The 21,818-nt window shown below is 56.9% G+C and carries 16 protein-coding genes; 12 read left to right on the forward strand and 4 right to left on the reverse strand.

The genetic code is table 11. From position 1 onward, the window contains the following. The first annotated feature begins 2 nt into the window (after positions 1-2). Entirely contained in the window at positions 3-2,981 is a 2,979-nt protein-coding gene (locus F5897_RS05645) for an aminotransferase (protein WP_183304807.1), read from the forward strand. A gap of 81 nt (positions 2,982-3,062) precedes the next feature. On the opposite strand, the gene F5897_RS05650 is transcribed toward F5897_RS05645, so the two are convergent. Continuing rightward, on the reverse strand, positions 3,063-3,908 hold the full coding sequence (locus F5897_RS05650; protein ID WP_183304808.1) for a spermidine synthase: 846 nt from the start codon (positions 3,906-3,908) through the stop codon (positions 3,063-3,065). Between the two features lie 246 nt (positions 3,909-4,154). On the opposite strand from F5897_RS05650, the gene rpoB reads away from it, so the two are divergent. From rpoB to F5897_RS05680, 6 genes are all read left to right on the forward strand, one after another. Next, positions 4,155-7,631, forward strand: coding sequence for a DNA-directed RNA polymerase subunit beta (rpoB, locus tag F5897_RS05655; protein WP_124824891.1), 3,477 nt, complete (start codon positions 4,155-4,157; stop codon positions 7,629-7,631). Positions 7,632-7,684: 53 nt separating this feature from the next. After that, positions 7,685-11,578 carry a DNA-directed RNA polymerase subunit beta' gene (locus tag F5897_RS05660; protein ID WP_183304809.1) on the forward strand — a complete coding sequence of 1,298 codons (3,894 nt, stop codon included), beginning with the start codon at positions 7,685-7,687 and terminating at the stop codon, positions 11,576-11,578. Positions 11,579-11,769: 191 nt separating this feature from the next. Further along, positions 11,770-12,363: a hypothetical protein gene (locus F5897_RS05665; protein WP_183304810.1), complete on the forward strand. Its 594-nt coding sequence runs from the start codon at positions 11,770-11,772 to the stop codon at positions 12,361-12,363. A gap of 117 nt (positions 12,364-12,480) precedes the next feature. Further along, a complete protein-coding gene (locus tag F5897_RS05670; RefSeq protein ID WP_183304811.1) occupies positions 12,481-13,602 on the forward strand; it encodes a peptidoglycan-binding protein in 1,122 nt (373 codons plus the stop codon). Continuing rightward, positions 13,599-14,237, forward strand: coding sequence for an ABC transporter ATP-binding protein (locus F5897_RS05675; protein WP_183304812.1), 639 nt, complete (start codon positions 13,599-13,601; stop codon positions 14,235-14,237). Before F5897_RS05670 ends, F5897_RS05675 begins: the two co-directional genes overlap by 4 nt. Continuing rightward, positions 14,234-15,367, forward strand: coding sequence for an FtsX-like permease family protein (locus tag F5897_RS05680; RefSeq protein WP_183304813.1), 1,134 nt, complete (start codon positions 14,234-14,236; stop codon positions 15,365-15,367). Before F5897_RS05675 ends, F5897_RS05680 begins: the two co-directional genes overlap by 4 nt. Positions 15,368-15,491: 124 nt before the next feature. Here the strand turns inward: F5897_RS05680 and F5897_RS05685 are convergent, their stop codons facing one another. After that, positions 15,492-15,818, reverse strand: coding sequence for a hypothetical protein (locus F5897_RS05685; protein ID WP_183304814.1), 327 nt, complete (start codon positions 15,816-15,818; stop codon positions 15,492-15,494). 285 nt (positions 15,819-16,103) lie between these two features. Here F5897_RS05685 and F5897_RS05690 point away from each other — a divergent pair, with 285 nt between their 5' ends. Genes F5897_RS05690 through F5897_RS05700 form a run of 3 tightly spaced genes read left to right on the forward strand, consistent with a single transcriptional unit; the run spans position 16,104 to position 18,353 of the window. Then, positions 16,104-17,132, forward strand: a complete 1,029-nt coding sequence (locus tag F5897_RS05690) for a hypothetical protein (RefSeq protein ID WP_183304815.1) — start codon at positions 16,104-16,106, stop codon at positions 17,130-17,132. Then, on the forward strand, positions 17,116-17,673 hold the full coding sequence (locus F5897_RS05695) for a hypothetical protein (protein ID WP_183304816.1): 558 nt from the start codon (positions 17,116-17,118) through the stop codon (positions 17,671-17,673). Before F5897_RS05690 ends, F5897_RS05695 begins: the two co-directional genes overlap by 17 nt. Further along, positions 17,670-18,353 carry a spermidine/putrescine ABC transporter substrate-binding protein gene (locus F5897_RS05700; protein WP_246332258.1) on the forward strand — a complete coding sequence of 228 codons (684 nt, stop codon included), beginning with the start codon at positions 17,670-17,672 and terminating at the stop codon, positions 18,351-18,353. The genes F5897_RS05695 and F5897_RS05700 overlap by 4 nt, the downstream gene beginning before the upstream one ends. A gap of 3 nt (positions 18,354-18,356) precedes the next feature. Here F5897_RS05700 and F5897_RS05705 read toward each other — a convergent pair whose 3' ends face one another. Then, positions 18,357-19,109, reverse strand: coding sequence for an HAD-IIB family hydrolase (locus F5897_RS05705; protein ID WP_183304817.1), 753 nt, complete (start codon positions 19,107-19,109; stop codon positions 18,357-18,359). A 189-nt stretch (positions 19,110-19,298) separates the two neighbouring features. On the opposite strand from F5897_RS05705, the gene F5897_RS05710 reads away from it, so the two are divergent. Next, complete coding sequence (locus F5897_RS05710; protein ID WP_183304818.1) at positions 19,299-20,081, forward strand: DUF4190 domain-containing protein; 783 nt, start codon at positions 19,299-19,301, stop codon at positions 20,079-20,081. Positions 20,082-20,125: 44 nt separating this feature from the next. Here F5897_RS05710 and F5897_RS05715 read toward each other — a convergent pair whose 3' ends face one another. Then, the gene (locus F5897_RS05715; RefSeq protein ID WP_183304819.1) at positions 20,126-21,442 is read right to left on the reverse strand and encodes a class I SAM-dependent methyltransferase; all 1,317 of its coding nucleotides are present in this window, start codon (positions 21,440-21,442) and stop codon (positions 20,126-20,128) included. Positions 21,443-21,615: 173 nt separating this feature from the next. Here F5897_RS05715 and F5897_RS05720 point away from each other — a divergent pair. Next, on the forward strand, positions 21,616-21,818 hold a 203-nt coding region (locus F5897_RS05720; RefSeq protein ID WP_183304820.1), incomplete at its 3' end, for a co-chaperone GroES.

Genomic DNA, 21,818 nt, shown 5'->3' on the forward strand with positions numbered 1-21,818 from the left:
CTATGACTGACACACAACAACCCGCAAACTGGTTACTCGCCCGGCCGACTGTCACGCCAGCCGAGGCTGCGTCTCTCGCCGCCACCCACTTCGGCGTCACCGGCGCCATCTCGGAGGCTGGCAGCCAGCAAGACCGCAACTTCTTCGTGCGGCCAGAAACCGGCCCGGGGATCCTCCTGAAAATCAATAATCCCGTCTTCACCACCGCTGACGTGTCTCTGCAACAGGCCGTTTCAGAGTGCCTGCTGGCGGCAGGTGTTGCAACCCCCAAAATGCTGCCGGTGCGGGACGCAGAGGAACAATACAGTGCAGCTATCACACTGGAATCTGGTGCGGTCTCCCAGCTGGTGGCCTTCGAGCTCATCTCGGGCACCAGCTTTGTGGAGCAGGGGCATAGCTTCGACGGGGCGCTCGCAGAACAGCTTGGAGAGCTTGCGGGGCAGGTGGTAGCCGCGCTCGCTGATTTGACCCATCCGCACGCTTCACGCACGCTGCAGTGGGAGCTGGGGCAGGCGCCGCAGGTGGTTGCGGATCTGCTGCACGAGCTGCCGGAAGACAAGCGCGAACTGTGTGCCGCTGCCACTCAGGCCGCGACGGCGCAGCTGCGGGCAGTGCAGCGCCGGTTGCCGCGGCAGATTATTCACGGCGACCTCACCGGAGATAACCTGCTGCGCGGCGACGACGGTAAACACTATGTGGTGGATCTCGGCGACGCCGCTTACAGTTGGCGGGTCGCGGAGCTTGCGGTGCTGCTTGCCGACGTGCTCGGCGCCACCGGCGATCTCGCCATTGTGGGTCGTGCGGTGCGCGGTTTTTGCACGGTGGTGGATCTCACCGACGCCGAGTTTGAGGCGCTGTGGCCGCTGGTAATTCTGCGTGGCGCGGTGCTTGCCGTGAGCGGCTACAGCCAGCTGCGGATCGACCCGGAAAACGATTACGCTTCCTCGCGGATGGATCACGAGTGGCAGGTTTTCACCCTCGCTGCCGCGCAAGATCACGCCGCAATCACTGCCCAACTGCGACTGGCTGCGGGGCTCACCCACGAGCCAGGGCTGCGCTATCACCCGCTTTTGGCGGAGCTGGAGCAGGCGGTTGTGGTTGATTTGAGCACCACCAGCCGACACCTGGAGCGCGGGCGCTGGCTCGGCGGGGTGGTGGCGGAGCAGCAGCTGGTGCAGGAGGCGCTGCAGGCTGCCCCGGTGGCGGTGCTGCGTTTTGGCGAGAGCCGGCTGACCCGCGCAACCCTCGACGTTACTAAATTGCACGCCACTAAGGCACGGTTTGCGGAGCTTGCTGCGCGCAGCGGTGCGACGGTTTACGCGCCGTTCAGCGGGCAGGTGCGCGAGGTTACCCGCGCGCAGAGCGACAGCGAGTTTGCTGGCGCCAGCACTCCGGGCGCGGTTGAGCTGGAAACCTCCGGGGTGGTGTTACGACTTGACGGTCTGGCTCCGCTGTGGGGCTTAGAAGCGGGCACCACTGTGGCAGCGGGGCAGGTTGTGGGGCGGATCGCCCCAACCGCTTCCGGGTTTGGCAGTATTCGGGTAACCCGCCGCGTGCCGGGAGCTGCAGCGCAGCCTGACGTGGCTGTCGCCGGAGAGTTTGCTGTTGCCGGCGAAGAGTATGAAACCAGCGGGGCACTCAGCCCGGCACCGCTTCTGGGAGTGCCGGCGGCGGTTGATCCACAGCTGCAAAAACGGCGGGAACAGGCGCGGCGTGATCGCGCGATGCCGAGCGCTTCGGAGCGCTACTACGCGGATCCACCGCAGATTGAACGCGGTTGGGGCGCGCGACTGATTGACACTGAGGGCCGCGTGTACCTTGACATGGTTAACAATGTGACCGCAATCGGGCACTCGCATCCGCGGCTTGCGGAGGCGGTCAGCGCTCAGCTAGAGACTCTGAACACTAATTCGCGGTTCCTCTACACCGCTTACGCTGACTTCACGGAACGGCTGCTGGAACACAGCCCTAGCCCCGAGCTCGACACCGTGATTCCGGTGAATTCCGGGTCTGAAGCTATTGATCTCGCCCTGAAACTGGCGCGGGCGTACACCGGGCGCAAAGACATCATTGCGCTGCGGGAGGCGTACCACGGCTGGACACACGGCGCTGACTCTATCAGCACCTCCGCATACGACAACCCTTACGCGATTGACAGCCGCCCGGACTGGGTGCACCTGGCTACCCCGCCGAATGATTATCGCGGCCCACATCGCGGCGCGGACGCGGGGCAGCTGTACGCCGCAGAGGTGGCCGAGCAGATTGCGGAGATGACCGCCGCGGGGCAGCCTCCGGCCGCGTTTATCTGCGAGCCAGTGCTCGGCAACTCTGGCGGTGTGCGCCCGCCAGCTGGGTATCTGCCGGCGGTGTACGAGGCGGTGCGCGCTGCGGGCGGTGTCGCTATCGCTGATGAGGTGCAGGTGGGTTACGGTCGGCTCGGCAAAACTTTCTGGGGTTGCGAGTTGCAAGATGCGGTGCCGGATATCATTGCTGTCGCGAAGGCCGCGGGTAATGCCTTCCCGTTCGGTGCGGTTTTGACTCGTCGGGAAATCGTTGACGCGCTGGTGCGCGAGGGAATGTTCTTCTCGTCTGCTGCGGGAGCGCCGGCGAGCGCTGTTGCTGGCACCGTGGTGCTCGACGTAATTCGTGATGAAAACCTGCAGCACAATGCTGACCTGGTAGGGGAGCACCTATTGGCGGGGCTGGATCGTCTCGCCGCAAAACACCCGCTCATTGGGGCAGTGCATGGCAGCGGTCTCTACCTCGGGATTGAATTGGTTGAGGATCGCCGCGATCTGACCCCTGCTGTTACGGCGACTGCAGAGGTGTGCGATCGGATGCTTAAACACGGTTTAATTGTGCAGGCGACGAGTGAACGGCAGAACGTGCTGAAGGTTAAGCCGCCGCTGGTGCTGACAACCGCTGACGCGGATGTTTTCCTGGCGGCACTCGACGCCGTGCTGACTGAGATCGCGGCCTGACTGGGTAACGGCTGATTGAGATTGCAGTCTGGCTGCGCACTAGCCAGGCGGGGCTCTCGGTCTGACCGAGACTAGGGCGGATTAGCCAAAAATGCCGGCCGGTGGCAGCGGGGATTGCTGTGCAGTCGCGTCTGTCACCGGCTTAGTATTGCCCACGAACTCGCGCAGTTCGGCATCCACCAGGAGCCGTGCCGGGTGTGGCCCCGCATTTACCGCCCGCGGCAGCCACTCCCACGCGCTGGCACTGTCACTCGCCAACAGAATAATGTTGCCAAAGCGCCTACCTTTTAACACCTGGGGTTCGCCAATCGCGGCAACCTGCGGAAACAGTTTCAGCAGCGTCGCCAACTGGCCGCGCACAAAACTGCCCCCGGCGCCGTCAGTACAGTTCACCGCGAGCACCCCGCCGGGAGCCAGCAGCGGCGGGAAAAGCTTGTAAAACTCGGCGCTGGTGAGGTGTGCCGGGGTGCGCGATCCACTGAAGCAATCAACCACCGCGATATCTACTGCGCCATGCAAACCGGCCGGGAGTTTAGCGGTTACAGCCCGGGCGTCACCGCGCCGCACCCGAATGGGCTCCCGCGCGGGCAAAGGCAGATGCTGCCGCACAAAATCCACCAGCTCCCCGTTGTATTCAATGATCTGTTGCTGGCTGCCGCGCCGGGTTGCCGCGACATACCGGGGCAGGGTAAAAGCGCCGCCGCCGAGGTGCAGCGCAGTGATCGCCTGCCCAGCTGGCCGCACCGCGTCAATGACGTGGCCGATCCGCCGCATATAAGAGAAGAAAAGCTGTGTCGGATCAGCCGTGCACACGTGTGACTGCGGGGTGCCGTCAACCACCAACTGCACCGCAGCGGCCTCGTAGGGGTCATGCTCCAGAACAACTTTTTCGCCGCTTGGCAGCGTGGTTTGTGCAATTATGCTCATAGACGTGTATCTTAGCTGAGGGTGAGAGTGGCCGGCTGCAAGCGGACACGGTTGTTGCTGCAAGCCCCCTCTTGTGCTATGGCATTTTTTCCCGTATAGTGGATATTTGCACTCTAGGGAACAAGTCTGCCTTCATATAGCGGTCGGTTGGCGTCCACAGGCATCAGAGTCTTTGATATTTCCCGGAGTAACAAAGATAAGACTCAGTAACTAGAGCCCTGACGAGGGTTTTACGGAGGTAGTTTCTTGGCTGCTAACGCACCAAAGAACGGTCGCAACCACGCGCGACTGTCGTTCGCAAAAATTTCTGACACCCTGGAAGTTCCTGATCTGCTCGCACTGCAGACCCAGAGCTTCGACTGGCTGGTAGGTAACGAGGCATGGCAGGAGCGCGCCGCGCTTGCTGCAGCCGAGGGCCGCACCGATGTGCCGCAGACCAGCGGTCTCGATGAGGTTTTCACTGAGATCTCACCGATTGAAGACAACAGCCAGACCATGCAGCTGTCATTCAGCGACCCGAGCTTCGAGCCGCTGGCGACAACCATTGACGAGTGCAAAGAGCGAGGCAAAACCTACGCCGCTGCGCTGTACGTTAACGCTGCGTTCTTCAATAAAGAGACTCAGGTGATGAAGCGCCAGACAGTCTACATGGGTGACTTCCCAATGATGACTGACAAAGGCACCTTTATCATTAACGGCACCGAGCGTGTGATTGTGTCACAGCTGGTGCGTTCACCTGGTGTGTACTTCGAGCGCACCCCGGAGAAGAACAGCGATAAAGACGTTTTCACTGCCCGCATCATTCCAAGCCGCGGCGCTTGGCTGGAGTTTGAAATCGACAAGCGCGACCAGGTTGCGGTGCGTATTGACCGCAAGCGCAAGCAGTCAGTTACCGTGTTCCTGAAGGCGCTGGGCATGACCAGCGGCGAAATCCTTGAAGAGTTTGCTGGCTACGAGTCAATCGCATTAACCCTTGAAAAAGACACTGTTGAGTCTCAGGAAGACGCGCTGAAAGACATCTACAAGAAGCAGCGTCCGGGCGAGCAGGTTGCTATCGAGGCTGCACGTGCGCTGCTTGACAACAGCTATTTCCGCGAGAAGCGTTACGACCTGGCAAAGGTTGGCCGCTACAAGATTAACCGTAAGCTCGGTCTTGAGCTGCCGCTGGATGCTTCAACCTTGACCGTTGAAGACATCGTGGCAACCATCAAGTACTTGGTGGGGCTGCACGCGGGCACCGAGACCATGCCAGGTGTGCGTGACGGCGAGGCTGTCGAGATTCGCCTCTCTGTAGACGACATCGATCATTTCGGTAACCGTCGTATCCGTGCCGTTGGCGAGCTGATCCAGAACCAGGTGCGCACCGGCTTGAGCCGGATGGAGCGCGTGGTGCGCGAGCGCATGACCACCCAGGACATCGAGGCGATCACCCCGAACACCCTGATTAACACCCGTCCAGTGCTGGCGGCAATCAAGGAGTTCTTCGGCACCAGCCAGCTGTCACAGTTCATGGATCAGAACAACCCGCTTGCGGGCCTGACCAACAAGCGCCGTCTGTCAGCGCTCGGCCCTGGTGGTCTGAGCCGTGACCGCGCCGGTGTTGAGGTGCGAGACGTGCACCCGAGCCACTATGGTCGGATGTGCCCGATCGAGACCCCGGAAGGTCCAAACATTGGTCTGATCGGTGCACTGGCAACCTTCGCACGCATCAACTCTTTTGGTTTCATTGAGACCCCATACCGTCGCGTGGTTGATGGCAAGGTTACTGACCGCATCGATTACCTGTCTGCGCACGAAGAGGACGAGTTCCTGATTGCGCAGGCTGGTGCGAAGCTCGACGCTGACGGCAAGTTCGTAGAAGAGCAGATTCTGGCGCGCCCACGTGGTGCCGAGGTGAAGCTGGTTGACGCTAGCAGCGTTGACTACGTTGACGTGTCACCGCGGCAGATGGTTTCGGTAGCGACCTCGCTGATTCCGTTCCTTGAGCACGATGACGCAAACCGTGCGCTGATGGGTGCTAACATGCAGCGTCAGGCTGTGCCACTGCTGCAGTCAGAGAGCCCGCTGGTTGGCACCGGTATGGAGGGTTACGCTGCGATTGACGCGGGTGACGTAGTAACCGCTGAGCAGGCAGGTGTAGTGTCTTACGTGTCAGCTGACCGGGTTACCGTGCAGCTTGATGCGGGCGGCACCCAAGACTACTTCATGCGCAAGTTCGACCGCTCAAACCAGGGCACCAACTACAACCACCGTGTAATTGTGCGCGAGGGTGAGCGGATTGAGGCTGGCGAGGTTATCGCTGACGGTCCGGCAACCGAAAACGGTGAGTTGGCGCTCGGTAAGAACCTGCTGGTGGCGTTTATGCCGTGGGAAGGCCTCAACTATGAGGATGCGATCATTCTGAGCCAGAACCTGGTGAAGGATGACACCCTGAGCTCGATCCACATCGAAGAATACGATATCGACGCCCGCGACACCAAGCTCGGTAAAGAAGAAATCACCCGTGATCTGCCAAATGCGTCACAGGATTCATTGAAGGATCTCGATGAGCGTGGTATCGTGCGCATCGGTGCTGAGGTACGCCCTGGTGACATCCTGGTTGGTAAGGTGACACCGAAGGGTGAAACTGAGCTGAGCGCGGAAGAGCGCCTGCTGCGTGCCATCTTCAACGAGAAGAGCCGCGAGGTGCGCGATACCTCACTGCGGGTGCCACACGGCGTTTCTGGCACCGTGACCGCGGTGAAGGTGTTCGAGAAGCAGGACGAAAAAGACGAAGAGCTCGGCAGTGGTGTAAACCAGCGAGTTATTGTCTACATTGCGCAGAAGCGTAAGATTACCGAGGGTGACAAGCTTGCTGGTCGTCACGGTAACAAGGGTGTGATTTCGAAGATTCTCCCGGTTGAGGATATGCCATTCCTGGCTGACGGCACCCCGGTTGATGTGATTTTGAACCCGCTGGGTATCCCGGGCCGTATGAACTTCGGTCAGGTGCTGGAGACACACCTGGGCTGGATCGCAAAGCAGGGCTGGAAGGTTGAAGGCGTGCAGGAGTGGGCAGCAAACCTGTCTGCTGAGGCGTTGGAAGCTGCTCCTGGCACCAAGGTTGCGACCCCGGTGTTTGACGGCGCATCCGAGGCTGAAATCGCGGGTCTGTTGGATTCAACCCTGCCAAACCGTGACGGTGACCGAATGATTGATTCAACCGGTAAAACCCAGCTGTTTGACGGTCGTTCAGGTGAGCCGTTCCCATACCCAATCTCTGTCGGTTACATGTACATCCTGAAACTGCACCACCTGGTTGACGACAAGATTCATGCGCGTTCAACCGGTCCGTACTCAATGATCACCCAGCAGCCGCTCGGTGGTAAAGCGCAGTTCGGTGGTCAGCGTTTCGGTGAGATGGAAGTTTGGGCGCTGGAGGCTTACGGCGCAGCATATGCTTTGCAGGAGCTGCTGACCGTGAAGTCTGATGACATTCTCGGCCGTGTCAAGGTGTACGAGGCTATCGTGCGCGGCGACAACATTCCGGAGCCGGGTATCCCAGAATCGTTCCGAGTGCTGATGAAAGAAATGCAGTCACTCTGCTTGAATGTTGAGGTGCTAGGGGCAGACGGTCAAGCCATTAGCCTGCGTGAAGCTGGTGAAGAGGCAAGCCGGACCTCCGAGGAGCTTGGCATCAACATCTCAACCAGCTTTGAGCCAACGTCACTTGACGAAATCTAAGCCTGGTCAGACAATTCATCACATTTTTTAGATTTCCCTACTAAGGAGAAACATTGCTCGAAGGAACAAACTTTAACGAGCTGCAGATTCGTCTGGCTACCGCTGACGATATCCGAAGCTGGTCATACGGTGAGGTGAAGAAGCCGGAGACCATTAACTACCGCACCCTGAAGCCGGAGCGTGACGGTCTGTTCGGCGAACAGATCTTCGGTCCGAGCCGCGACTGGGAGTGCGCGTGTGGTAAATACAAGCGTGTACGCTACAAGGGCATCGTGTGTGAGCGCTGTGGCGTTGAGGTTACGAAATCTAGCGTGCGTCGCGAGCGGATGGGCCACATTGAGCTTGCTGCGCCGGTAACCCACATCTGGTACTTCAAGGGTGTGCCGAGCCGTCTCGGTTACCTGCTGGATCTTGCGCCAAAAGACCTGGAGAAGGTTATTTACTTTGCGGCGCACATGATTATCGAGGTTGACGAAGAGGGCCGCCACGAGGAACTCGCTGACCTGGAAGCCGAACTGCGGCTGGAGCTGAAGCAGCTGGAGGACAACCGCGATCTGAAAATCGCGCGGCGGCAGCAGCAGGCAGAAGAAGACCTGGCACGGCTGGAAGCCGAGGGAGCTAAAGCGGATCAGAAAAAACGTCTGACCGCGGCAGCTGAGAAAGAGATGGCGCAGATTCGCCGTGAAGCAGATGATGAAATCAAGCTGCTTGGCGAGGTGTGGGATGAGTTCCGCAACCTGAAAGCTGGCGATTTGAAGCCGCACGACACTGTCTTCCAGGAGCTGGTAGACCGCTACGGTGACTTCTTCGAAGCGCACATGGGAGCGGAGGCGATTAAGCGTCGCCTGCAGAAGATTGACCTCGACGCGGAAAGCGAAGAGCTGCACCTGCAGATTGCCGAGGGCAAGGGGCAGAAGAAGATTCGCGCAATTAAGCGCCTGCGCGTGGTAAACAGCTTCCGACAGACCGGTGCTGACCCAGCCGCGATGGTGCTCGACGTGGTGCCGGTGATTCCACCAGAGCTGCGTCCAATGGTGCAGCTGGACGGTGGCCGGTTTGCAACCAGCGACCTGAATGACCTGTACCGTCGCGTTATCAACCGTAACAACCGTTTGCGTCGCCTGCTTGATTTGGGTGCCCCAGAGACCATTGTGAACAACGAAAAGCGGATGCTGCAGGAAGCAGTTGACGCACTGTTCGACAACGGCCGCCGTGGTCGCCCGGTGAGCGGCACCGGTAACCGGGCTCTGAAATCTTTGAGTGACATGCTCAAGGGTAAGCAGGGTCGTTTCCGTCAGAACCTGCTCGGTAAGCGTGTAGACTACTCAGGCCGTTCAGTTATCGTGGTTGGTCCGCAGCTGAAACTGCACCAGTGTGGTCTGCCAAAGCAGATGGCGCTGGAGCTGTTCAAGCCGTTCGTGATCAAGCGTCTGATTGATCTGCAGCACGCACAGAACATCAAAGCTGCAAAGCGCATGGTGGAGCGTGGCCGTGCAGAGGTTTGGGACGTGCTCGAAGAGGTTATTCGCGAGCGTCCGGTGCTGCTGAACCGTGCACCAACCCTGCACCGTCTGGGTATTCAGGCGTTTGAGCCGCAGCTGGTTGAGGGTAAAGCTATTCAGCTGCACCCGCTGGTTTGTGCCGCCTTTAACGCTGACTTCGACGGTGACCAGATGGCTGTGCACCTGCCGCTGTCAGTAGAGGCACAGGCAGAAGCGCGCCTGCTGATGCTGGCTTCAAACAACATTCTGAAGCCTTCAGACGGTCGCCCGGTAACTCTACCAGCGCAGGATATGATCATCGGTCTGCACCACCTGACAACCGTGAAGGCAGGCGCCGCAGGCGAGGGTCGCGCGTTCGGCTCTGTGGCCGAGGCGATTCTGGCCTTCGATCAGGGAAGCCTGGATCTGGGCGCGAAGGTGAAAATCCGCATCGAAAACTACGTAAACGCTGAGGGTGAGCTCGCTTCCGGCATGACCCTGGTGGAAACCACCCTGGGCCGGGCGCTGTTCAACGAGGCGCTGCCAGCTGACTATCCGTTCTTCGACAAGGTAGCGGATAAAAACACGCTGTCAGGCTTGGTGAACGATCTGGCAGAGCGTTATCCAAAAGTTGACGTAGCAGCAACCCTTGACGCTATTAAAGACGCAGGCTTCTACTGGGCTAGCCGTTCAGGTGTTACCGTTGCGCTGAGCGACATCGTAACACCCAACAACAAGGCCGAAATTCTGCAGCGTCACGAAGAAGAAGCTCGCGCGGTGCAGAAGAAGTTTGACCGCGGTATGATTACCGAGGCTGAGCGCCACCGTGAACTGGTTGACATCTGGACAGAAGCAACCGACGAGGTTGCGGCCGCGATGCGCGAGGCATTCCCAGAAGACAACACCATCTTCCGGATGGTGTCATCTGGTGCCCGTGGTAACTGGCTGCAGATCCGCAACATTGCTGGTATGCGCGGCCTCGTGAGCGACCCGAAGGGCGAGATTATTCCACGCCCAATCGTGAGCTCATACCGCGAAGGGCTGTCAGTTGCGGAGTACTTTATCGCGACCCACGGTGCCCGTAAGGGTCTTGCTGATACCGCGCTGCGTACCGCAGACTCCGGTTACCTGACTCGTCGTCTGGTTGACGTGTCACAGGATGTGATTATTCGTGAAGCAGACTGTGGCACCCGCAAGGGTCTGGTGCTGCCAATCGCTACCGTAAGCGAAGACGGCAGCCTACAGTTGCACGAGGACGTCGAAAACTCTGTTTACGCACGAACCCTCGCGAAAGACGCTGTTGATGCTGCCGGTACCGTGATTGCCGAGGCTGGCGTTGATGTTGGTGACGTGGCAATTGCGAAGTTCGTAAAAGCTGGCATCACCGAGATCACCGTACGCTCCGTGCTGACCTGTGAATCAGCCGTCGGCGTGTGCGCAAGCTGCTACGGCCGCTCACTGGCAACCGGGCAGCGGGTAGACATCGGCGAAGCCGTGGGTATTATCGCGGCGCAGTCAATTGGTGAGCCTGGTACTCAGCTGACAATGCGTACCTTCCACACCGGTGGTTCTGCGTCAGCTGACGATATCACCCAGGGTCTGCCTCGTGTGCAGGAGCTGTTCGAGGCGCGTACTCCGAAGGGTGCATCACCTATTGCTGAGGCTGCTGGCCGCATCACCATCGAAGACACCGAGAAGGCTCGGCGCGTGATTCTGATGCCTGACGATGGTTCAGAGCAGCAGGTATATCCTGTGCTGAAGCGTGCCACTCTGTTGGTGGCTGACGGTGATCACGTTGAACTTGGTCAGCCATTCATTCAGGGTACGCTGGATCCGAAAGACGTGCTGCAGGTTGGTGCTACCGAAAACGGCAAGCACGTGCCTGGTGAGCGTGCGGTGCAGAAGTACCTCGTGGGTGGTGTGCAGGGCGTGTACCGGTCACAGGGTGTGCCGATCCACGATAAGCACATTGAGGTTATTGTACGCCAGATGCTGCGCAAGGTGACCGTTGTTGATCACGGTGAGACTGAGTTGCTGCCGGGTGAGCTGGTGGATCGCGCTCGTTACACCGCGATTAACAAGGAAGCGCTGCAGACCGGTAAAAAGCCGGCGACCGCACGTCTTGAGGTTATGGGTATCACCAAGGCCTCACTGGCGACCGAGTCATGGCTGTCAGCGGCTTCCTTCCAGGAAACCACTCGCGTGCTGACCCAGGCTGCTACCGAGGGCAGCAAGGACCCGCTGATTGGTCTGAAGGAAAATGTGATCATCGGTAAGCTGATTCCTGCGGGCACCGGCTTGGAGCGTTACCGTAACGTGAAGGTGGAGCCTACTGAGGCTGCCCGTGCGGAGCGGTACCCGAACCGCCTGTTTGCAGGAGATGCAACCTTCGACGAAGACGATCTGTCTTTCGTTGATTACGAAAACTACAGTGACGATGACTTCGAGACCCTAGAGCTCGACTAGTCTAAGCAGTGCAAACGGCCCCGCCAACCAGCAGGTTGCGGGGCTGTTTTGTTGCATACGGTCGTCCAGTGAGCGAAGAGCACTCTGTAAAATTGCTGTGAATTAAATGTGACTGTTTGAATTTAACTAAATAGGGTGTAATTTTTTTTATCACATCATTTCAATGAGGAGATGCCGGAGGAGGGCGAATCGTGGTGGATATTGGAAGGTCAACTCAAATAACAACGTTGATACCGGGTACACAACAGGTTACTGCCAAAACTACGGCTAGGAGGGCTGTTTTTTATAAAGCAGGGTTGCTAGCTTTAGTCGGGACACTGCTATCTGGCTGCGGATTTGTTGGAGAGCAAGAGAACACCGCAGAGTTCAAAGGTACTCGAACTGAATCCGCACAGCTGATGATTTCCTGCATGAAAGACAAAGGGTGGGAACCCACGATTCAGCAGACAGAATATGATGGCCCGCAAATTGTCATGACAGGCATGACTAAAGAAAATGAGCAAGCATACCAAGACGCTTTCCTGCGATGCGAAAAGAAATTGCCGAAGCATAAATACCCGGAAACGGCTGAAGAAATGCGTAGCTCTTTTGATGAATTTTGGTTACCAAAATATCAATGTCTTTATGCAGCAGGATTTTTAACAAACCCGGCTCCAACGTGGGAAAAATATTACGAGGTGTATCGTGCGGGTGAACAGGTTGCTCGGCCGCACTATCTTGTAGATACCGGCCAGTGGAGCGAGGCATACAGGCAATGCCCTGTCGATGTTGATAATTGGGAATAAATATAACTCGGTAAAGGGGTGCCTTTGCTTCAAAGGCACCCCAAGCCGTGCCCTGAAACAGAGAACCCTAATATGAGATCCGCCAAAACCCTATCGAAACGTTTGGAAGGTGACACTATGAGTGCAGCATCTGCACGTAGAAGATCGTTATCTGTGCGATTCTGGCTGACAGTCATCTTTATTGTGGCATTAATATCGGTTGCTGGGACTTGGTCTTTAGCGACAATTCTTCGCCCCACGACAACCGATTTGGGAGAACAATATTCCCTTGTTTCAGTAAGCGAAGGATCGGTAGGCTCGTCAATTAGGTTGAATGCAGTTGCCAGGTGGGAGTCGCAGACTATACCGGCGAGCAACTTTGACGGGATTATTACTGAAGTAAATGTATCGCCGGGTCAAGTAGTTGATGTAGGAGCAGAAGTTTTTACGGTTAATCTCCAGGGCGCTTATATAGCCCGTGGAGATGTGCCAATGTTCCGTACGCTAACGCAGGATGTTTCCGGTAAAGATGTGCTGCAGTTACAAAATTTTTTGCTGGAGCTGGGTTACTACCCTTATGCAGAACCAAACAGTAAATTCGACTCTGCCACTAGGCAAGCGGTTATAGAATGGCAAAAATCTAGAGGGGTAGCTGTAACTGGTGAAGTTTCTCCCGCGGAAATAGTATTTTTACCTCAACTACCCGCGAGAATATGGTTTGACACGGAAAAAATTGCTGTCGGTGCTTCTCTGACAAACGCAGAGCAATCTCTTGGAGTGTATGGTAATGCCCCGCGAGTTTTTGTTTCAGCTACTGCGTATCAATCCACGATTCTTAGCGCAGGAACTCCTGTAACAGTGTCGTGGGGAGAGCACACGTGGGAAGGTATTGTCGGAAATGAGCGTGAGACTGTAAAAAATTCTGAGACAGTTGAAATCAGCATCACGGCACCTGACGGCACTCCGATTTGTGGCGACATATGCCATGAGCTATCGTTCACCACAGATACCTTGCTTCCGTTGCAAGCGATAGTTATTCCCGAACAACACGGTCTTGTCGTGCCATCAGCTGCGATTATGACTGGAGCTGCAGGGGAGACCATGGTGATTAATGCGGCGGGAGAAAAGCTGCCGGTAACCGTATTGCAGCAAGCTCGAGGGATGACTTTGATTGAGGGGGTTCCCGTTGGTACGCAACTGCGGCTACCCGCAGTTTCTTCTCGTTCCGAAACTGAAAACGTTGGGATGGTTGACGAATGATGTTGGAAGCAAAAGGTCTTACCTTCGCTTATCCGAACTGTGAGCCGATATTAAACTCCTGGTCTGCTGTGTTCGAAGCCGGCAGCACCACAGCGATTGTTGGGCAGTCAGGCAGGGGTAAATCAACCCTGTTATATCTACTTGGGTTAATGTTGCAGCCCAGTAAAGGCTGCATATATTTGAATGACATATGTATCACCGGAGGTAGAGATGCTGAATTGGCGGGACTGCGAGCGCGGCTTTTCGGCTTTGTGTTTCAGGATGCAGCTCTTGACCCAACCCGCAGCATCATGGATAACATTTTGGAAAACTCACTCTACCGCGGTGAAGACAAAGGACAACATCGGGTAAAAGCACTAGAGCTATTACGTAAGTTTGAGGTCTCCGTGCACGTAAATAGTAAACCGGGGCAAGTATCTGGCGGGCAGGCCCAAAGGATAGCTTTGTGTAGAGCGTTACTGCATGAGCCGAAAATCTTATTAGCAGATGAACCCACCGGAAACCTGGATCCTGAGTCCACAGAGCTTGTGGTTCAAGCTTTGTCTGATTATGCGAAACAAGCAAACGCTGTGGTAGTGATTGTGACGCATTCGATGGACATTGCAGCGCGATGTGATAAAACGGTGTGCCTATGAAGAATGTCGAGCTCAGCGGTTTTAGGGTCAAAACCAATTGGTTACTGCTGTTAAAAGAAGCCTGGGCCTCTGGGAAAAGTATGCCAGTGGCATTCGCGGTCACATTCGTGGTGGTGACCGCGATGGTAATCGCGATTATGGTGACCACAGGCCGAGTGGTAGGGGCCGAACGACAGGTGTTAACCACGATTGACTCAGCCGGAACCAGAACCATAGTGGTACGCGCTGAAAAAAACGCTGGCCTGACTACCGCAGTGTTGGGAAGACTTAACAACATTGCAGGGATTGCTTGGATTGGTGCATTTGGCGAAGCAGCTGACACCAGTAATTTACACAGCCCCGACGGTAATAGAGTAGCAACCCGCTCTGTGTACACATCTGATCTCGCGCAGCTAGGAATCCAGCTCCCCAGCAAAATGTTTGGCGATGAAGTGTATCTGTCAGAGCTTGCAATGAAACAACTGGGGCTTTTGGAAGGCGCTGGTGCGGTGGTAGACGACGCTGGGAGAGCCTATTCCGTAAAAGGGAAGCTGCAGACCCCAGGCTTTCTGCAAGAGTTGGAGCCGCTCGCACTGGTGCCGCAAGCTGAGGCCGTAGGAGAACAAGAGATTGCGATGTTGGTAGTCGTCGCAGACACTCCAAGCCTTGTAGCAAGCATCGGTGAGACCGTAATAAGTGTCTTGGATGTGCAAGATATGTCCCAAGTGTACGTTGAGACAAGCGCTGCGTATGCGGAATTACGAGGAATAATTGAAGGTCAGCTGGCTACAGCTGGCCGCACAATGGTGGTTTTTATTACGCTTTTGTCTGCAACGCTAGTGTCACTGCTGCTGTTCGGGCTGGTGATGTTACGCCGTAAGGATTACGGTCGTAGACGAGCATTAGGGGCCGCGCAAGGTCTAATTATCAAGCTCGTAACGCTGCAGACTCTGCTACCTGCTTTGGGAGGAGCTATCTGCGGTACCTTGATATCGTTAACACTATTAATAGTGTGGCAGGATCCACTGCCCGATATTATGTTTTGCTTAGCTGTTATTGTGCTCGCGCTGTGCACAGCGTTTGTGGCTGCAATCGTTCCTGCCCTGTACGCGGCGAACCGGCAACCGCTGCAGGAGCTGCGGGTGCCATAGCGCGAGGAGGATCCTCGCTGGCACGGGATTAACTACTTTGTAAGAGCAAAGCGAGATTTGTGCCCGGGATTTCGAACCGCGGCAGGTTTGAAGGCGGGAGCAGCGAAACTCTGCCAGCTTCTTGTTAGTTTGGTGTGTGCAAGGGAATTTCTACGACAGCTCTAAAAACGTTATCTGTTGTTATGTCGCTCACTGGAAGACCGTGGGGTAATTTTTCTGCCCAGGTTGCTGCTGGGTAAAATTTTTGTAACGTGTCACCGGCTGCAGTGAGACAGTGTAGCAGTGCTTGGATGCTGTCTTGCCCGTACGCGGTAAATTCTTCCAGAGTTTCCCCCCGCGAATTTTGCAAAAAGAATTTAAAAGCCGGAATCTCACTATCTGTGGATGTGATATTAAGTGTCAGTGTTCCGTCTGAAGTATTGAAGTTACGAGACGCAATAATGTGTGTCATTTTATACCTGCAGAACTATTTGCTGCGGTGTCGGGATCGCTTAAACTGGTCGGCAAAGTAAATGAAACTATAAGGGTAGCTGATAAGAGAAAGCTTTTTAGCATGGAGTTTCCTTTGCTTAAGTCAACTCAATAATTAATATACTTCGTGCAGTATCTGACTGCAAGCTTTATTTGTAATAGTTGATATTGACAACAAAATTGCGCTCACACGGCGCGGGAGCAGCGAAACTCTGCCAGCTTCTTGTTAGTTTGCTGTTATTGCAAAACTTTTGGAGGGGCAATTATGACCGAGAATAAGAGCGAACAGCAGCCGGGCGCGCCGCTGGCCGAAGAACAGCCAGACGCGGCAGAAGTCGCGGCAGCCGTTGCCCGTGCCCAAGAAGAAATCCCGGGGGCGGATCCGCTAACCGCGGCTGCTCCCGCCGCGGTAGCAGATGAAACCAGCGAGGCTGCTGCCGCAGAACCGGTTGCCGCGGGTTACACCCAGCCGGCGCTGCCAGAGTTTTTAGACACCGCAACGCAGCCATACAGCGCTGCTGAAGCGGCGGAAGCAACAACCCCAGCCGTTACAGCCGTTGCGACAGGCACCCCGACAGGTGCCGCTGCGCCAGAGTTTGAGGCCGTCAGCGGCGCAGCCGCACAGCCTGCGGCGGCGACTGCGCAGGTGCTGCCGGAGCAGCTACCTTCGGCCGCGGCTGAGCCGGTTTTTGTCGCCGGGCATCCGATGGCGGCGCTGTATTCGGAGGCTCCGCTGGCGCCGGAAAAACAGGGCAACCGTGTTGCAGGGTTGTTTATTTCGCTGCTGGCTACCCTGGTGTTTGCGGCAGTGTATGCCGGTGTAATTCTGCTGTTTTTGGCACCGCACCACAGCATCGCAACAATTTTTGATGCGGGACTCGTGCCATATCTGCTGTCACCGGGTTACTGGGGTGCCGCGCTTGGTTTCTTCTTTGCGATGCTGGTAATTGTGATGATTTTCGGCCGTGCCGGGTGGTGGGCTTATGTGCTCAGCAGCTTTCTGGTGGGTGTTGCAGTGTGGGCGGCCAGCGCGGTCGGCTACTCTTTCTCACCGCACCTGATCAGCAGTGATATCAGCCAGCGAGCGCTGCTGCGCTTGGACCCTGATGCCCTTGCGGAACTGTTGAAGCTGTCACAGAATTGGATTATCCTGCTCGCCGGCATCATTGGCCGTGAGGTTGCGGTTTGGTTTGGTGCCTGGATTGGGGCGCGCGGCAAGCGCGTCACCGCCAAAAATAAAGAGGCGCAGGAAGAATACGAGGAAGCGGTAGCAGCTCTTGGAGCAGCAGTTTAACCCTTCGGCTGAGCGGTCACCCGGCGCGGCACCTGTGGTGCTGCGGCGGGTGACTCGTGGCTATGTGCGGGGGATTGTGCTGGTTGCGGCGGTGGTCGCACTTTCCCTGGTGATAGCAGCTTGGGGGTTGAGCAGTTTTCTGCTCGACGCAAACCCGGGGGGTGAAACCGCCGGAGTTTTGGTGCTGCCAGTGACGCTGATGCTGGCAACGGTTGCGGCGGTGCCGTGCTGGTGGCAGCAGGCGCTGAGTTTGCTGCGCGGCAACCCGCGGATTGCGCGGCTGTGGTTGCTGTTTGAACTGGTGCTGGTTGCGGTGATCACAGTTGCCGGTCGCATGGTTGCACACACCGAACTGTTTGCGGCACTAAATATTTTCACGTTGGAAGTGGTGCTGGCTTTTCTGGTCGCCCACTTGGTGTTTTGGATGATTTTATTTCGGCAGATTTACACCGTGAAAGGGCGCCCGCTGTGGCCGTGGGAAATGCGCGATAGCAGGGTGACCGAAATTGCGCAGCTGCAGCAGATGTGGGATCGCTCATGAACATGGCTGATTTTGGGTTTGAGAGCGCCGCTGACTCGTGGAATATTGACGGTGAGGTGCGCGACGCGGTGGCGGTGTGGCTACGGTGGTTGGCGCAGTGGGATATTAACCAGGTGCGCACCCGCAAAACAGTGTGCAAACGCTGCACCGGTTCGCCTTTGCTGCTGGCAGCAGGAATCGCCGACAGTGTGCCACACCACGTGGTGCACGCTTTGGTGATGCGGATCCACAAAATTATTGACAAGCGTGTTGACCTCGAGGTCGCTGCTCGGCTGCCGCTGTTGCACGCGGAACTTACGGGAGCTGCCGAGTGGGGAGCCGCAACCGGCTTCGATCCGCGAGCAGGTCTGGATCCGGAATTTGATGGGGATGTGGTGGATCCGGAACCACACGCCGCGGACGCCCCTTTCTTGTTCACCCTAGAGGAGCTTGCTGCCGAGCCGGTGACAGCGCAGCCGGCACTGCCGTTGCCGCCTCTAACACCGGCAGAAAAAAACCAGTTGCGAGAAGAACTGCGGATTTCGGATGAGATTGCTGCCGCCGTCGGGCACGCTGCGTGTTTCGCCTTGCAGCAGCACCGCGGCGAAATTGTGGCGGCGCTGGATAAATACGTGGAGCCGCAGATTGCCGAGATGCTGGCACAGTTGGCGCAGCAGCTGGATTATCCTGATTTTCGCTAGCGGCTAGGCGAGCAGGTGCTGCAGGAAAGCCGCGGTGTCTTCCCAGCCGTGCACCGCGTGACACGGTACCCCGAGAGCTTTCACAGGATAATCATTGCCGGCGGGGTCGAGACGATCGCCGATGAACAACATTTCGTGCAGCTCAATCCCGGTTTGCGCCGCTAGTTTTTGCATCCCGTAGGCTTTGTCAATTCCCTTGCGGGTGATGTCGACGGAGGTTGATCCACCGCTGCGCACCTCCAGATGCGGCAATAACTCTTGCACCTTACTTGCCAGGGTGTTTTTCTTGACGCCGTCAGGATCCCACGCAGCCTTGGCAGCAACCGGAGCCTCCTGGCCGAGCGCGGAGAAGGTGATCTGGCTGCCGCGGTCCTCCAGAATTTCGCCCCAGGTGTTGTGCTCCCAGTAGCCAAGCTGCTGTGCGGTGTTGCGCAGCGCTTGCATTGCAGCATCGCGATCTGCCGGGGTGAGGGTCTCACGGTAGAGCGTCTGCCAGGTGCCATCACGGTAAATTTCGTAGTGGGTGCCGCAGGTTGGGAGCAGATGCAGCCGTGCAAGCGCCGTATTCGGGAGCTGCATGGCGGTCAGGGGTTGCAGTAACTGCTGCTGAAACTGGGTGATATTGCCGCCGGAGATAATGGCAACAGCGGTGCGCTGCAGCAGCTGGGCGAGCTGGTCGAGAATCACCTGCGGCACCGCCGACTTGGAAGGCGCCAGGGTGTCGTCAAGATCGAAAGCAATAAGTTTAGGCAGCATAGTCACACTGTAATCTTAGGGGCTGCAGACGCCGCGGGGCTGGTTTTCGTCCTAAAAGGCTGGTTTTCATCCCAAAAGCTGAGAATTCCCGCCCACGGTATGATTTTTGCGTTTAACTCAGTTATTTAGGCTGTTTTTCATTTATCAAACGTAGAGTTGTAGGTAATCCCAAGACAAGAAGGAAAAGTGATGACTGAAGAAAAGAAGCCACTTGAGAATGAAACTCCGGCGGTTGATTTTGGTGCACCGGCTGAGCCCGTAGCTGCTGATCCTATTGCAGTCGAGCCTGCAGCTGCTGCGCCAGCAACTCCGGCAATCGACTTCGGCGCGCCGGCTGAGCCACTAGTTGAGCCTGCTGTGGAGCCAGTAGTTGAGCCAGTGCCTGAGCCTGCTGTGGAAGCAGCAGCGGCTCCGGCTGAGCCTGTTGCGGCACCAGCTGCCCCGGTAGCTGAGTCAGCCCCAGCTGCCTACCAGGCTGCCGCTCCCGCAGCACCAGCGGTAACTCCAGCGCCTCCGGCGTACACCGCGCAGCCAATTTCCCCAGCCTACACTCCGGCCGGGTCACAGCAGCAGCCAGCCTACGGTGTACAAGCACCGCAGCAGCCAGCCTTTGCCATTCCTGCGCAACCGGTAGCAGCTGAGCAGCCAAAGGGCCTTGCGGTGACCGCGCTGGTTACTGGCATCGCCGGTTTCCTGTGCACCATCATTTTGCCATTCGGTGCAATTATTGGCCTCGTAGCTGTGGGCTTCGGTATCGCTGCAGCTGTTAAAAAACAGCATAAGGGGATGTGGATCACCGGCCTGGTTTTGGGTGTTCTCGCGATTCTTGGAACCATTGCACTCTTTGGTTTGGCCCTCTGGGCGCTGAGTCTTGCAGGCGATCCGTATATGCAAGAACAGTTGCTGCAAAGCGGTGTCACGCAACAGGAGCTGCTGGAGCTGCAGCGGATGTTGGAGCTGCTCAGCAGCTAATACAGTGGTGCCGTGAGGCGCCCTGCTAAACGCCGTGGCTCTATTCAGCCGCGGCGTTTTACATTTGCGACAGCAGGTAAGCGCTCGCACAAAATAGCGCGGTGTTGACCCGCGATCCGGGTCAGCACCAGTGTTAGTTCGCGCGGTATCGCCGCCGGGCGCAGCTTCAATTTTCTGCGAAACTCCGTGGGGTCAACAGCAATCCCGCGTTTTTTGATTTCTACGCTACTGACCCCCAAAGCAGCGAGTCGTTTAGCAAGCACCTGCGTTTTCACCGGCAGCACCTCTAGTACTCGGAAAACCTGCGCAAAAGGTGTATCAAAGCGCCGCGGGCCACTGAGGTAAGCGATGCCAGGGCTCACCAATTGCGCCTCTAGCTGCGCGGCCAACTGGCCAATCTGTCGGGCACGAATAACCGCAGCGTCCGGCTCGTACAGATACGCGCTGAGTTCTCCTAAAGATGGATCTTCGCTATCGCGGGCGCTGCTCAGCGTGAGCTGTTGCGGTAACACCGTAGCGTGGCGACTACCCGGGGCCGTGAGGCTAAGTAGCGGGGTAGTGGATCCACCCAGCCGCATCTTTTTCCTTACAGCAGCGGGAGTGAAAGTCAGCAGGGTTTCGACAGCTTCACCGCGCACACTGACCCACTCTGCGGCCGCATCCGAGGGGATTAGCTCTCGGTCAAAACCCGGTCCTAGCTTTACCAGGGTTGGGAAACGTGTAGCTATTTCAAACACGAAATCGAGGTGCGGCGAATAGTCGGCAGGAGACACTCTGACGGTGTTTTTGTGACCGCTTGTGCGCCTCGCTGGGTCAAAGAAAACCGCACTTTGTGACGGTTGGGCATCGCAAAAAGCTGTGGCGTCGCCGCAAATCACTTGCGGCGGCGGGGTGTGCAATCCGAGTTCTTCGTGCAGCAGTTTTAGATTGTGCTCCGCGTAAGCTGCAGTAAGCGGATCAATTTCGTAAGCCACAACAGTGTAACCTGCGGCGACAAAAGCCAGCGACTCAGCGCCAATCCCGCAGCCGAGATCAAGCACCTGCTGGCGTTCAAAAGCCCGCATCCGGGAGGCGTGTAGCTGCGCTACCTCAGCGCGGCTGGCCTGCTCTAATCCGGCCGGGGTGAATAGCAGCTTTGCGGCGAGATCCCCGAATTTTTTGTGCGCCTTGTGTTGCAGTTCTACCTGGCGGAGGGCCGCCGCAATCAGTGCGGTATTTGAGCATTCACGGCGCAGCGCCTGCTGCTGTTGTGCGGGGCTTTTCCCAGCTGTTTGCATTTCTTTGATCTGTTGCAGCAGGGTTTGCCCTGTTGCGTCAAGCAGTTCAATCCACCCCGCAGGAGCTGTCACCTGTGCTGTCATAGTCTCTATTTTCCCAGTTTTGTAGGTTTTTTGTGGAGTCCGGTAAGCGCTCAGCGAATTTAGTGCCGCTCGAATTGCGTCGACACCCGTCGCCGCTTAAACTCATAGTTAGTACTAATGTGTGTGCAATAGCCGCACAATTTTGAACCAGAGTGAGAAAAGAGGTCGCATCCGTGTCGGTTGCAATTAAACCACTAGAAGATCGCATTGTGATTCGCCAGGTTGAGGCTGAGCAGACCACCGCTTCGGGGCTGGTAATTCCAGACAGCGCAAAAGAGAAGCCGCAAGAGGGCGAAGTTTTAGCTGTGGGTCCGGGTCGTGTTGATGACAACGGCAACCGCATCCCGGTTGACGTCAAAGTTGGCGACCGCGTTAA

Source organism: Canibacter oris (assembly GCF_014197205.1).
GTDB lineage: Bacteria > Actinomycetota > Actinomycetes > Actinomycetales > Microbacteriaceae > Canibacter > Canibacter oris.